Genomic DNA, 13,623 nt, shown 5'->3' on the forward strand with positions numbered 1-13,623 from the left:
CCTTAACTCGCGGTCACGAGGTCAACCACCGTCATCGGCGGAGCCGGTGGCCGGTCCTGCTCGGAGGAGCCGTCCCCCTCGATGAACTGGTGATAGATGAGCTGGGTGGATAGCACGGCCGTGATCCTCATGTTGTCGGTATTGCTCATGCGGACGCCACCGGTGCGCCGGCACTTCGCCACCAGCGCTGCGACATACCGAGGTTCGAAGACCCCTGCTGCGGACACCAGATCGGAGTCAACCATCTCATCGACCCACGTGGCCGAGCTGCCGTCGAAGAAGCTCGCCGCATCAGGTGCCCTGTAGGGCTGCTTGGGGCGGTTGAGGATCTCGTCCGGCAGGAGGTCCTTGAAGGCTTCCTTGAGGATGTGCTTCTCGTTGAGCCCGAGCAGCTTGTGTCGGGCGGGGAGACGGTTTGCCAGGTCGACGACGTCTCGGTCCAGAAAGGGAAAGCGTCCCTCGACAGAGTTGGCCATCAGCATGCGGTCACCCTGGGAGGACAAGATGTAGCCGGGCAGCAGGGTCACCATCTCGAGCCACTGGGCGCGGCTCAGCGGATCCCATTGGGAGTGCTCCGGTGGCATGCGCTCCAGGAGTGTGGCTGCCACGTCACTGTCCTGATCCGGATGGGGCATGGTCATGCCGAGCAGCTTTGAGGTGGTGTCCCAGCGCGTCCGGTGCGAGAACGCAGGATCAGCAGGGTCCAGCCGCTGACTGAAGAACTCCCGGGCGAACGCCGGTGACTGTCCGGGCGAGCGCCCCAGCCACGGGTACAGCAGCTCCAGCCCACGGGCGCGGACCTCGGAGTCGGGGTTGCGCGCGATGAACTGACGCAGACGTGCCTCGCGGAAGATGTCGTAGCCGGCGAAGACCTCGTCCGCACCCTCGCCCGTCACGACGACTTTGAAGCCCCGCTCCCTGGCGAGTCCGGACAACAGCAGCATCGGCGCGGGTGCCGCGCGCAGGATGGGGGCCTCGGTGTGCCGGACCACCGTCGGGAATGCTTCGCCGATGTCGTGGGCGTGCACCGTGAGGTGATGGTGCTCAGTGCCCAGCCGCTGCGCCATCACCGACTGGAAAGATCCCTCGTCGTAGTCGCTGTCAGCGAAGCGAAGCGAGAAGGTCTGCAGGGGTGCGTCGGTGTATCTGGCGATAACGGCTGCGGTGATGGCAGAGTCCAGACCGCCGGAGAGATAGGCCCCCACCGGCACATCGCTGCGTTCGAAGCGCACCCGGACCGCCTCGATGACCCGCTCTCGCAGGTCCCTGACGTTCTGCTCAAAGTCTTGTGGCTCCTCCTCTCCGCGCGGTGGAAACTGCAGCTGCCAGTAGGGGAAGGTTCGTTGACCGCCTCGGTCGATGATGCTCACATGGCCCGGTGGCAACTGCTGGATGCCGGCGAAGACGGTCCGGGGGGCGACGGTGCTCCAGAACGTCATGGCCTCGGCCAGGCCGACCCGGTCGAACTCCCGTGGGACTTGTGGGTCAGCGAAGAGTGCCTTGACCTCTGATGCGAAGAGCAGACGTCCGCCATGGCGGGTGAAGTAGAGGGGCCGGACACCACAGCGGTCCCGACTGAGCACGAGTCGCTCCCGGTCGCGCTCCCAGATCGCCAGGGCCCACTGTCCGTTGAACCGCTCGAAGCAGCCCTCCTGCCACTGCTCCCAGGCATGGACGATGACTTCCGTGTCGCTGGCGGTGGTGAACTGGTGACCGAGGGCGGTCAGCTCCTGGCGCAGCTCCACATAGTTGAAGATCTCCCCGTTAAAGGTGACCCAGACCGAGCCGTCGCGGTTGCTCATCGGCTGGGCTCCGCCGGCCACGTCGATGATGGCCAAGCGGGCGTGGCCCAGCGCGACGTGCGGGTCCCGGTAGATCCCGCTGCCGTCGGGGCCTCGGTGCGGGAGTCGGGAGAGCATCTGGGTGATGAGGCCCAGGTCGGGCGTGGACTCGAAGCTGAGGACCCCGGTGATGCCGCACATCAGTCTGGGCCGGCAATGACGTCCAGCATCGCCTCGATGGTGGAGCGCTGCCCGAGGGTCGAGACGGTGATCACGTCATCCGGCAGGGTCACCTGGCACGCGTCCTCGACGGCGACAGCAATGCCGATGGCTTCCAGCAGGTCCGCATCCGAGGCAAGGGGGAGGGACAGTTCTGCGAGCACCCGACTGTGATCCGTCGTCATAACGCTCTGCCGACCTCCTCTGGGTGGCGAGGGCACCTGGCAGCCAGCATGGCACAGCACTCAGGGGCTCGTCACTCCTCACTGATCATGGGTGATCAGGGGGCCCTTGAGTCTGAATGGGCGGATCGACCCGCAGGCTAGGGGTGCTGGAGGGGCCGGGAATGCGCGATCAGGGTCATCGCGGGCCACCGTCCAGTGCAGCGTGACGCGTGAGTTCCCAACGCCCGAAGGCTGCGGGAAGAAAAAAGCCAGTAGTTCTCTCGTGTGTAGGAGGGGAAGCCGACTGCGGCAAATGCTCGCTGCCGCACCTGCTCTGGCAACCAGTGCAGCAGCGGAATCATCACGTGCGGTTCGATCGGAAACCACCGGTTGGGTGTGGTGTGTAGATAGCCCACCCTGGCGACACGTTCGGACTCGGCGATCATCAGGCGGGCACCCTCAGGCCCGCCGACGTGTTCTATCACCGCGTTGCTCACCACATAGTCGAAGGACGCATCGGCAAAGGGAAGGTCCCGTGCGTCCCCCTGCACGGTTGGCCGCCCGAGCAACTGACCATCAACTGGGGAATAGACGAGGCACGTCACCTCAGCGTGCTCGAGAAGTCCTCTCTCCACAGCCGACTCCGTGCCGATTCCTTCATCGGGTGACACGCCGACGAGGAGCACAGACGCGCCAGGCGAGATGTTGGCGCGGAGCAAGGCGATTTTGTGCATCCGAGAGCGGCTACTGACCGCGCGAGCGAGAGATCGAGCGGGACCGTGTTTTAGCCACGCGACAACGGGCATATCTCCTGCGGCCTCGTCCGTGAGTTGGTTCCTGCGGCATCGTGAACGTGAGACTACTCGAGCGCGAACCCAGAGTAGCGCGATCGATCAGTACCCCGACAGTCTGATCTTCGTATACTCGGCAGCGGGCCCAGGTTCCGCCGGCGATGGAGGTCCGATGGTCGACTGCGTTGTCATCGTTGTCTCCTACCGGAGCGCGCGCGACGTGAAGGACCTGTTGAGCACGATCCCGCAAGCAGTCGGCTCTCTGTCATGGCGAGCCGTTGTCGTGAATAACGACGAGGGGGACGATCTGGCCCCTACAGTGGCAGAACATCCGGAAGCTGAAGTGGTTGAGGCGGGTGCCAACCTGGGCTATGCCGGCGGGATCAACCTCGGCCGGAGCGTCGCGCCGCCCTCCACCTGGACCGTCTTCCTGAACCCCGACCTCACACTGGACCCGGAGTCCATCGCACATCTCGTGGCAGAGGTTGGTGCGCACGACGCTGCGGTTCCCCTGATCCGGAACCGCGCCGGGGAACTCCAACGCTCGCTGCGCCGCGAGCCGAGCGTTCTGAGGTCACTGGGCGACGCACTGGTGGGGAACCGTTGGCCGGGGCGCCCGGCCTTCCTCAGCGAGACCGTCCGCATGCCTGCGGTCTACGAGGTTCCGGGCGCCGTGGACTGGGCCACCGGGGCTGCGCTTGTCGTGCCCACGGCTCTGGCCGATGCCGTGGGGCGCTGGGATCAGGACACGTTCTTTCTCTACTCTGAGGAGACCGACTACTGCCGTCGTCTGCGCGCGGCCGGGGCCCAGATCCGTTTCGTACCCGAGGCCGTCGTGCGGCACCAGGGTGCCGGGTCGGGCAGTTCCGACGCTCTGCATGCGCTGCTCGAGGTCAACCGGGTCCGCTATTACCGGAAGTGGCACGGGGTGCTCACCGCGACGGCCTTCGCCGCGGTGGTGGTGCTCAACAACCTACTCCGCAGCCACCGGGCACGTAGTCGGGCTGCGCTGCGTGCCCTGGTGTCGCCGACGACGCGGGCCGCCCTGCCCGGTGGTGCGCGATGACTACCCCGCTCGGCAGCATCGTGATCGCTGCGCACAACGAGGAGTCGGTCATCGGACGCACCCTGGCGCATTTCACCGGCGTGCTGGCCGACGGTCTTGTCGATGTGGTGGTGGTCTGCAATGGGTGCAGCGACCGCACAGCGGAGGTGGCCCGCGGATTCCGTGGCGTGCGGGCACTCGAGCTCGAGCGGCCCTCAAAGACCGCTGCCCTGCGAGAGGGTGATCGTGTCGCGGTGGCGGGGCCCCGCATCTATCTCGACGCGGATGTCGAGCTGACTGGTCGGGCAGCGGTGGCGACGCTTCGAGCGCTGGCAGACGGTGCGCTCGCGGGACGGCCCCGGCACACCTTTGATGCAGGAAAGGCACCCTGGGCGGTGCGGCGCTGGTATGCCGTGCGGGAGCAGCTGCCGTCGGTCTCCCGTGCGTTGTGGGGAGCCGGGTGCTATGGGCTCTCTGAGCAGGGTAGGGCCCGGTTCGGCGAATTCCCGGAGATCCTGGGTGACGATGTCTTTATCGACTCCCTGTTCACCGCTGACGAGGTGACGATCATCCCCACAGACCCGGTGATCGTGCGCACTCCGCGCACAGTGACGGACCTCGTCCGGACCAAAACCCGCAGCTATCGCTCTCAGGAGCACGTCGTCGAGGAAGTCGGGCGGCCCCGTCTCTCGCGAGCCCAACGACGGCAGGCAGGCGACCTTTGGTCACTCCTGCGTCGTCGACCAACCAACGTCGTGGATGTCGGCGTCTACCTCGCCGTTCTTACGGTCTCGCGACTGCGTGCCCGAGTCGACTCCTCGTCGCGGTGGGAGCGCGACACGAGTTCCCGGAGAACTGACTGAACGCTGCTCCAACAGACCCGCCATAAGTGGAGTGGTAACGAACTTGTCCCCAGGAGCAGCCACCTGCAGAGGACGCGAGATCGTGGTGCCGTCCAGGCGCCACAGGGCTCCTGCGGCCCCGATCAGGATGCACATGGTCGCGAGAAACGTCGCGAAGGAGAACGAGTCGAAGGTGCCGCTCGCCACCACTGCCGCTGGCATCGTGACGGCGAGGGTGTGGCCCAGGTGCCGGGTCTCCTCGTCTTTCCCGCGGAGTCGGACGCTGCGACCCAGCCAGTGGGGGATCAGGAAGAACAGTAGGAAGGCGGCAACGCCGATCACGCCATTGGCGATCAGGAACATGTAGATCTGGTTGTCCAGCAGGAGGAACTCCTCGGGACTGACCATCCCGGATCCCCACCCGAGAATCGGGCGCTCGTGCCACAGTCGGAGGACGGTCGCCGTGCGGTCAATTCGGTCCTGGACGCTGGGATCGTTCTCGACATTCATGAACAGGGCTTTGATCGTGCCCAGGACGCCACGGTTGAGCACGTGGAAGGCAGCGGTTGCCACAAACGCCAGCACTAGTGCGTTGTAACGCTGTCTCCACGGCCAGACGATTGCCATCATGGCCATGGCGACAACGACGGTCACGATGGCTGACCGCGAGATAGAAAACGGGATGCCCACGGCAATAATCCCGACGGCGATCCAACGCCGCTGCCGGGTGACACCTCTCGGTGCGAAGAGTGCGAAGTGCAGTGCGATGGGAAGGACGAGGGCGAGCACCACGCCAAATTCGATGTAGTGATTTGCGGTGCCAGCCACACGAGCAAAATTACCGTCGCCGCGACTGCCCACGACAATCAGATCGGAGTTGAGCCGCAGGCCAGGGATCCGGATGTATCGCGTCAGGTCGACAATCCGGAAGAACTGAAGCGTGCCGACCAGCGACATGGCACACGCAAAGGCAACCACCATCCGCAGCAGACGATCGAGTTCATCTCTTGTGCGAATGCCATCGGCAACAGCCAGGGTGACCCCTGCCATGGCGAGGGTGATGATGAGCCACCGGTCGGCCGAACTCGCCTGGGCCTCCGTTGCCAGCCGATCGAAGCCCACCACGTATCCGACCATCTGGACCGTCACGAAGATGCCCACCGTCCAGCGGATGGGTTGTCGACCGGCGGGGAGTCGGTGCGGGCGGATCGCAGAGAGCAGCCACAGGAAGGCCAGCAGGAGGCCGACTGCCACCGAGGGGCGTCCAGCCGCACCCATGCCACCGATCACCAGACGTGCCGGTAAGAGGAACTGCAGGGCCAGAAAGATCAGCAGAAGGCCGAGGGTGGTGATCATGCCGCCGCGGATCAATATCGGTGTCCACTCGCGCCTCGCTTGCCCGAAGGAGGGGTGAACCCTGAGTAGCACGGGACGCCAGTCCTCAGGCAACTCGTGACGGTGTTTGCCAGCCCTGCTCCTCACCTGCTCGTCACCACCCGGGCCGAGAGACGTCAGCGACGTCTGCCCGACCGCTCCAGGTCGTCTGCGCTGTGCGGCTCGGCAGCGAGATCGCGATCCTGGTCGGCCTGTCCCACCGGTGGATCCTCCTGCACCTCGGCTGCGGTGGACTGCGTGGGCCTGTCTGCGGACTGCCGTCCGCGCCAGCGTCGCACGCTGCGCGTGGCCAGTCCCATGAGATCGTCAAACAGCACGGCGGCGAGGAGCGAGAGCGCGGCGCCCAGTATGCCGACGATGGCCATATTTCGTAACTTGCCCTCTGCTACGACATCGGACACGGTCGGCGGCTGGAGGATCTGTAGGCCAATTTGTGCGTTGGCGGGAATCCCCGCAGCGTCCTGACGCTGCTGCAGCTCTTTCTGACCCAGACCGAGGACTGCTTCCCCCGTGGACAGGCTTTCGTCCTCGGAGTCGGTGAGCACCGTCAGGTTCACAATGTTGCTTCGATCTCTGACGTTGATCTCATACTCCGGACTCAGCCCTTGTGTCTCAATGGCATCCCGAGCCTCGGTGTTGCCCAGCAAAATTCCGAGCACCTGGGCGGTCTCGTTGCGGTTCCCGTAGGGACTTTCGATCTCCGTGACTTCCGGACCGGGCACCAAGATCGCCGTCGCCGTCACTTCATACTGCGGGTGAACACCTTCACCGATCTTCAGGGCTCCGACAGCGGTCAGGGCAAGTAGAGGAAGCAGGATGTACCAGCGGCGGAGGGCTGCCACGGTGATCTGCCAGACGTCCATCTTCGCTCCCTTCTGGTGGCCCCACCCGCCCATCGGTCAGATGCCCGGGCTCAGAGAGCCACGGTTACACCATACTGGGGGCATGGTGAGCCTTGCTGAGATTTCGCTAGGCCCTGGTCGCCGGACGCGGGCCCGATGAAAGATAGGAAGCTCTCAACGATCGGCGCGGTGGTCGATGCGCATCTGTGCACCGGTTGCGGAGTGTGTGCGCACCTGCGCCCCGAGGCGCTCGAAATGGTCGATGTCCCTAGCGTAGGGCGTCGCCCACTCCCCATCGCTGAGATTACCGGCGGAGTGCGTGGTGATGCCGTCGCAGCCTGCCCTGGCCGCCGGCTGGAACATCCCGCCGGAGCGCTCGACGGCGCTCCCTTCGGCGGCGAGTGGGGGCCGGTGCTCGCGCTGTTCGAGTGCTGGTCGACTGACCCAGAGGTGCGATACCGGGGATCGTCCGGTGGGGTGGTGAGCGCCCTAGCTGCCCACTCCGTCACCTCTGGTGCCATGGTCGGGGCTCTGCAGATCCAGGCGTCGAGGGACAACTCTCTGCTCAATGAAACGGTGCTCAACCGGACCTACGACCAGATCGTCGGAGCCGCAGGTTCCCGCTACTCACCGGCCAGCCCGTGTGAACGCCTTGACCTTGTCGAAGCAGCCGAGGGGCCGTGCGTCGTCGTGGGCAAGCCGTGTGACATTGCGGCCGTGCAGGAAGCAGCACGCCGACGTCCAGCGCTTGCCGAGCACGTGGGCCTAACCATCGGCATCTTCTGCGCCGGCACCCCGTCCACGGCTGGGTCCGAACAGGTGATCCGCGGCCTCGGAGTCGAACCAGGCGACGTGCGCAAACTCGACTACCGGGGCGAGGGCTGGCCCGGCCGGTTTCGCGTCGAGACGGTGAGTGGGAGACGCGCCTCGACGTCATACGAGGAGTCTTGGGGAGCCCTGACCAAGCACCGGCAGTGGCGCTGTCTCGTCTGTCCGGACCACACGGGAGAGTTTGCTGACCTGGGCATCGGCGACCCGTGGTATCGCACGGTGCGCGAAGACGAGGCTGGTCGCTCGCTGGTCGTGGTGCGCACCGAACGCGGACGTGCGGCGCTGGCTGCTGCTCTCGCCGATGGTGCCCTGGAGGGACACGAGCTGCCGCTGCAGCGCCTCCCGCAGTCTCAACCTGGACTCGAATCCACCCGCGGTGCAGTCTGGGGCCGGGTGTTGACGATGCGAATCCTTGGGCTGCCCATCCCACGATTTCGCGGCATGCCCTCCGTGCGGCTCTGGTGGAAGCTGCCCTTGCGCGGCAAGGTCACCTCCACGGGGGGGACCTGGCGCCGGATCCAAGCCCGACGTCTGCGCGGACCGGAGTTCGATTCCCAGGAAGTGCCGCGATGAGCCACCGCGCAGACATCGTGATGATCACTTACCGCAGCGCCGGCTATCTGCACCTGAGCCTGCCCAGACTGCTTGACACTGTCGGTGAGGACGACCGCGTGTGGCTGTGGCACAACGGCGACGACGAGGCCACCATCGAGGCGTTACGGCCGTTCACGAGTGATGCCCGGGTCTACCGCTATCACCACAGTCGCGAAAACGTGAGGTTGCGTGAACCGACGAACTGGTTGTGGCAGGAGTCCTCAGCTCGCTTCGTGTCCAAGGTCGATGACGACTGTCTCGTCACCGCCGGCTGGCTGGACACCTTTGCCGCTGCCCATGAGGCGAACCCAGAGTTCGGAGTCATCGGGAGTTGGCGTCACCCCGACGAAGACTTCCGGCCCGATCTCGCTCGTCGCAAGATCCAGATCTTTCATGGCGGGCACCAACTCATGCGCAACCTCTGGGTGCAGGGCAGCGGCTACCTTTTGCGCCGGACTTTGGTGGAACGCCTCAGAGGTCTCCAACCGGCGGAATCCTTCACTGAGTTCTGCATCAGGGCATCACTAAGTGGAGCAGTGAACGGTTTCTACTACCCCTTCGTGGCCGAGGATCACATGGATGACCCACGGTCCCCTCACACGCTGATCCACTCCGACGCTGACCTGGCCGACCGGATGCCGCTGTCTGCCGCTGCGAACGGAGTGTCGACGGTTGAGGCCTGGACCGACCAACTCAGGCGCAGCGCAGTGGTCCTGCAATCCGCCTCCCTCGACCCACGCGACTACTCCGGGTGGCGAGCCAAGGTCACCGCCCTGCGCCGTCGCATGACGCGCCTGACGGGTCGACCCGCACGTTGGTGACCGGCCTGCACCGGGGCAGTCGTGGCTGCAGTCTTCGGACTGCTCGGTGACCTCCGGCACGAAACGGCAGCCCGCGCCCTGCCCCGAACGAACGCAGGGCGCAGACCGCGGCGGTCAGGGCTGGACTGGCTCGCCGGTGTCGTGCCAGACGTTGGTGCTCTTCCAGTCGCTGTTCTGGAGGTTGCCCACCACGCTATACCGGAAGTCGCGACCAAACTCGTTGTAGGCGTACAGGGCGCTATCCACCTCGCCCCGGCCACCGCCGTTGATGGTGTAGTTCCCACCGTTCATCAGATTGCCCGTGACCACGAGGTTGGTGATCGTGTCGTCGCCCAGGAGCGAGCCGATCTGGAGCGCCGAGTTCATCGGGTCGTTGGTGCTCTCGACGTAGGGCTGGAGATTGTTCCCGCTGATCGTGACGTCATCACCCTCCCGAATCTGGATGGTGTCGTGGTGTCCACCAGGCTGGCGCTGCAGGTCGTGGATGTAGGAGTCCTCGATCGTCACATCATCGGCTTGGATCCTGACGCCATCTTCGGCGGAGTGGATGTTTGCGCGACGCACGGTGCCGCTCCCGCTGAAGAAGATGCCGATGCCGGTTCCGCCAAGGTTGTCAACCTCGACGTCTTCGATGACCGTGCCAGTTGTTCCACCCAGCACCCGAATCGGATACAGGTTGGTGTCGGTCTGAATCAGGGTGTTCCGGATGGTCACGTTGTCCGCGTCGACGGTGATTCTGCCGGAGACATGCAGCCCGTCGATCACGGTGCCGTCCTGGGTGACCGTGATCCCGCCAGACGGCGTCAGGTCCATGCCATCGGGAACCCCAGTTGAGTTCTCGTCGGGGAAATCTCCACTCGGGGGTTCTGGATTCACGGGGGGCTCGGGGTCAACGGGGGGCTCGGGGTCGACCGGCGGCTCAGTTGGTAGATCGGTGATCTGCTCGATCACCTTGTCCGAGACTGCAGCGTGGCCACCGGCAACAACGATGGTGCCTGGAGCCAGGTGCTGCAGCGCGTCCAGGGTGCCCTCCGCCACGCTCTTGGAGGGGGTCAGGGCAACGGCGGTCTGATTGCGAGCAGCCAGGGCGCTCACGACGAGAGCATCGGCGTGGTTCTGTCCGGACGCGAGATAGGTCGTCTCGGCTCCGCTCGGGAACTCGCGAGCGACTGCCGCGGAGGTCTGGTAGCGGTCCTGGCCGGACACTCGCCGGGCCTCCCCGGTGGTGGCATAGGACGCTGCTGTGGCGAGGACGCCGTCGCTCACCGCGCCGGTGCCGCCGACGACAACAACCTCCGTCGGCTGCAGACGTTCGAGCTGGGCCGCCGCCTCATCGGGGAGCTCTCCCGGCCGGGTGAGCATGAGTGGCTCGTGTTGAGCGCCGGCGAGAGCGGCCGCCGACAGGGCGTCGGCATAGTCCTCGCCGCTGGCGAGGTAGACGCGCTCCGGGCCGGGGCTGTAGCGCGCCGCCATCTGGGCTGACCGGTCATAGCGGTTCTTCCCGGAGACCCTCTCGACTCCCCCAGATCCAGCGAAGTCCACCAACTTTCTCTCCACCTGGACAGATACAGCCGACGTGCCGCCGATGATCGTGATCGTCTCCGGGTCCAGGCGCTCCAGCTGCTGGGCTGTGACACCCGGGAGGTTCTTGTGCTGTGTCAACAGGACGGGTGCATCGTCAACACCAGCACTCGCCGCCGCAATGACGGCGTCGTGGTAGGTATCACCGCTCACGACGTAGACACGGTCGACCGGAGTGGTCCACTGTTTCGCGATCTCGGCGGCCGTGGCGTAACGGTTCTCTCCGGCAATCCGCTCAACGGCAATCGCGGAAGTCGCGTGCGCAGTGGTGTCTTCGGCGGTGGTGTCGGTAGTGGTGATGGTCTGGGGTGCCGCAATGACGGGGGCGACGCTGACCGTTGCGGTCAGCACGACAGCGCCAAGGACGCTGAGGGCACTTCGGGGCATGGGTGATCTCCTACAGATGTGGGGGGATGCATCCATGGTGCGGTCTGGCCCAACCTGCGAAGTGTCATTCTGCAGAAACGGGGATCGACTTTTACCAACCATTGGACGATCCGTGAGTTTGCCGCCCAGCCTCGTGAGGGAACTGACCCCGTGGGCGCTGTGATCGCTCCCACAGGCGTTCAGCGTTTGCGACTGCGAACGTCCCCTGGCTCACCCGAACCGAACTCCCGCCGCAGCCACTCACCTTACGTGAGGCAGGCGAGGGACACCAGCCCCTTGCGCAATGCAAGGCTTTCGTAAGACGATGGTCAAGGCTTGTTCAACAGGCAACGGGGGTTTACGTGAGACTTCCGCCCACGTTGACAAGCATGAGGAGCCACTCATGCGCCCGATCGCGGTGCTTCCCGCGACGGCGGGGCACGCGACCGCCCAAGCGTTGTTCCAGGTGCTGGTGCACCAACGCCTGGACTACGACGTCATGTCCACCGACGAGTTCGTCCGTAGCTCTCCGATAGAGCGGGCGTCGCTGGTGGTCGCGCTGGTGCGCGGACTCGATGTGCCCACCGTTGAGTTGGTGCGTACCCTGCGCGAGTTGCTGGTCCCGGTGTTTGTGGTCGCCGAGGAGCTGAGCGAGGCCGACGAGGTCACTCTGCTGCACTCCGGGGTCTATGACATCGTCCGAGCAACTGCCTCGCCCCGTCTCATCGGCGCACGCTTGCGGACCATGTTTCACCACGTCCACGAGAGGGAGCCTTCTCGCACGCCCTACCAGTTCGCCAACGTCACCGTGCGCCCTGACCACTATGAGGTCCATGTCGACAACGAGCGTGTTCCTGTCACGCGCACGGAGTTCCGGTTGCTGGTCCTCCTTGCTCAGCACCCGGACCGCGCGGTGAGCAAGGAGGTGCTCTCTGATCTGCTGAACGAGTCTCGGCGGGTCGCCCCGCACGCCATCGAAAGCCATGTCAGCCGGTTGCGCACCAAGATCATCGCCGCGGGCGGCCCGCGGCTGATTGAGTCTGTGCGTGGCGTCGGCTATCGCCTCCACGTGCCGTCCTAGGACTGAGCGAGAGCCGTCACGACGGTCAGGACCTCGTCGAGCTGGCTACGGGCGCGTGCGACAACCGCTGACGTCTGAGCCTTGAGGCTTCGCGCCACTTCATCACGAGCCCCGAAGGAGGCAAGAGCCTGACCGACCATCGCATCCCCAGCAGTGTGTCGAGCGTCGGCGACGTGGTCAGTCATCCCGCAGGTGCCGAAGACACCGCGGAACTTGTCGCTGTAGGCATACGCGAACGTGGGCACTCCGGAGCTGAGAGAGGCGATGGTGGCGTGCATGCGGGTGCCGGTGAACCATGAGGTCTGTCCGATGCACCACTTCAGTTCCGCTGCCCGCAGGTGTGTGGGCAGCATCCAGGTCCGGTTGCGGTCGGTCGCCGAGAGCGCCGACTGCACCGAGTGGATGCCGGTGGCGTCGTTCTCGCTGTCCTTGTCGTCATGGACGTGCGGAACCAGCAGGACGAAGGCTCCCGCAGCGATCAACGACTGCACGAGCGCCGCCATGGTCTCCAGATAATCACCGGCAAGGCCAAATCGGGTGTGGTCGGCGCGGGTGCGCAGCAGGCCGCTGACGTTGACGCCGACGAGCAGGTCACAACCCAGGCTGCGGACCTGGTCGACAGTCTGGGCATCGGGCTCACGTGGCTTCAGCGCGAAAGCAACATCGACGCCCTCGCGCAGGATCTCAGGGTCTGCGTCTGCTCCCGCGAGGTCGAGTAGTTGCCCGTGGCTCGCGGCGTCTCGGGCATAGGCCAGGGTGGCTGCCCTGACGATGCGCGTCGCACGCGCTCGACCGGCATCCGTCCGGAACGGCCCATAGGTCTGCGGCAGGAGAATCAGTGGACTGCCGGCCCGGAGTGCTGCTTCCTTGGGCGCGCACACCGTGGCCAGACGCTGGGGGCCATAGAGCTCGGCGAAGCTGTCTCCACCGCTGATGTCGAGGACCGCATCAGCTTCGCGCAAGCGTCGGGCCACAGGGTTGCCGAGTCCTCCGAGCCTTTGATCGAACGTGATCCGGGTCCAACTCTCCCGCCGATGCAGACGCCGTGAGTTGCGGACCCCCGCCAACTCGAGTGACTCACTCTCCGCGCGCACGCCCCACCCATCGTCCAAGACACTGAGTCGTTCGACCCTGCCACTGCCTAGTAGATGGTCGACGACAGAACGCCCCAGCGCCTCGACCCCCCGATTACCGTTGTCGAACGGCGCACCAGCGAGCACCAGACGCAGACCCTTGGCCACGCCTCCGACCGTAGCGGAGTTCTCCTGAC

Annotated in this window: 11 protein-coding genes and 1 pseudogene; 5 read left to right on the plus strand and 7 right to left on the minus strand. The window is 65.3% G+C overall.

What is annotated here, in order from left to right:
- Positions 1-2: 2 nt before the first annotated feature.
- From asnB to FNH13_RS03065, 3 genes are all read right to left on the minus strand, one after another.
- Positions 3-1,982, minus strand: coding sequence for an asparagine synthase (glutamine-hydrolyzing) (asnB, locus tag FNH13_RS03055; RefSeq protein ID WP_143782096.1), 1,980 nt, complete (start codon positions 1,980-1,982; stop codon positions 3-5).
- On the minus strand, positions 1,982-2,185 hold the full coding sequence (locus FNH13_RS03060) for a hypothetical protein (RefSeq protein WP_143782097.1): 204 nt from the start codon (positions 2,183-2,185) through the stop codon (positions 1,982-1,984). Before FNH13_RS03060 ends, asnB begins: the two co-directional genes overlap by 1 nt.
- A 137-nt stretch (positions 2,186-2,322) precedes the next feature.
- Complete coding sequence (locus FNH13_RS03065; protein ID WP_165699999.1) at positions 2,323-2,898, minus strand: class I SAM-dependent methyltransferase; 576 nt, start codon at positions 2,896-2,898, stop codon at positions 2,323-2,325.
- 229 nt (positions 2,899-3,127) lie between these two features.
- Here FNH13_RS03065 and FNH13_RS03070 point away from each other — a divergent pair, with 229 nt between their 5' ends.
- Positions 3,128-4,021, plus strand: a complete 894-nt coding sequence (locus FNH13_RS03070) for a glycosyltransferase (protein ID WP_165700000.1) — start codon at positions 3,128-3,130, stop codon at positions 4,019-4,021.
- Positions 4,018-4,863 carry a glycosyltransferase gene (locus tag FNH13_RS19425; RefSeq protein WP_143782100.1) on the plus strand — a complete coding sequence of 282 codons (846 nt, stop codon included), beginning with the start codon at positions 4,018-4,020 and terminating at the stop codon, positions 4,861-4,863. The genes FNH13_RS03070 and FNH13_RS19425 overlap by 4 nt, the downstream gene beginning before the upstream one ends.
- Before the next feature lie 312 nt (positions 4,864-5,175).
- On the opposite strand, the pseudogene FNH13_RS19795 reads toward FNH13_RS19425, so the two are convergent.
- Both FNH13_RS19795 and FNH13_RS03085 read right to left on the minus strand, forming a co-directional pair.
- Positions 5,176-6,198, minus strand: a pseudogene (locus FNH13_RS19795) (O-antigen ligase family protein); the annotation flags it as partial.
- A gap of 155 nt (positions 6,199-6,353) precedes the next feature.
- The gene (locus FNH13_RS03085) at positions 6,354-7,100 is read right to left on the minus strand and encodes a hypothetical protein (RefSeq protein WP_143782102.1); all 747 of its coding nucleotides are present in this window, start codon (positions 7,098-7,100) and stop codon (positions 6,354-6,356) included.
- 234 nt (positions 7,101-7,334) lie between these two features.
- Between FNH13_RS03085 and FNH13_RS03090 the strand changes: the two genes are divergently transcribed.
- Both FNH13_RS03090 and FNH13_RS03095 read left to right on the plus strand, forming a co-directional pair.
- The gene (locus FNH13_RS03090) at positions 7,335-8,483 is read left to right on the plus strand and encodes a Coenzyme F420 hydrogenase/dehydrogenase, beta subunit C-terminal domain (protein ID WP_228266559.1); all 1,149 of its coding nucleotides are present in this window, start codon (positions 7,335-7,337) and stop codon (positions 8,481-8,483) included.
- Positions 8,480-9,325, plus strand: a complete 846-nt coding sequence (locus FNH13_RS03095) for a glycosyltransferase (RefSeq protein WP_202878855.1) — start codon at positions 8,480-8,482, stop codon at positions 9,323-9,325. The genes FNH13_RS03090 and FNH13_RS03095 overlap by 4 nt, the downstream gene beginning before the upstream one ends.
- A gap of 114 nt (positions 9,326-9,439) precedes the next feature.
- Here FNH13_RS03095 and FNH13_RS03100 read toward each other — a convergent pair whose 3' ends face one another.
- Positions 9,440-11,329 carry a cell wall-binding repeat-containing protein gene (locus tag FNH13_RS03100; protein WP_165700001.1) on the minus strand — a complete coding sequence of 630 codons (1,890 nt, stop codon included), beginning with the start codon at positions 11,327-11,329 and terminating at the stop codon, positions 9,440-9,442.
- Between the two features lie 346 nt (positions 11,330-11,675).
- Between FNH13_RS03100 and FNH13_RS03105 the strand changes: the two genes are divergently transcribed.
- Positions 11,676-12,353 carry a response regulator transcription factor gene (locus FNH13_RS03105; protein ID WP_165700002.1) on the plus strand — a complete coding sequence of 226 codons (678 nt, stop codon included), beginning with the start codon at positions 11,676-11,678 and terminating at the stop codon, positions 12,351-12,353.
- Here FNH13_RS03105 and FNH13_RS03110 read toward each other — a convergent pair.
- Entirely contained in the window at positions 12,350-13,594 is a 1,245-nt protein-coding gene (locus tag FNH13_RS03110; RefSeq protein WP_165700003.1) for a polysaccharide pyruvyl transferase family protein, read from the minus strand. The two genes, FNH13_RS03105 and FNH13_RS03110, sit on opposite strands and share 4 nt — an antisense overlap.
- Between the last annotated feature and the right edge of the window lie 29 nt (positions 13,595-13,623).

The organism is Ornithinimicrobium ciconiae (genome assembly GCF_007197575.1).
GTDB classification, from domain to species: domain Bacteria; phylum Actinomycetota; class Actinomycetes; order Actinomycetales; family Dermatophilaceae; genus Ornithinicoccus; species Ornithinicoccus ciconiae.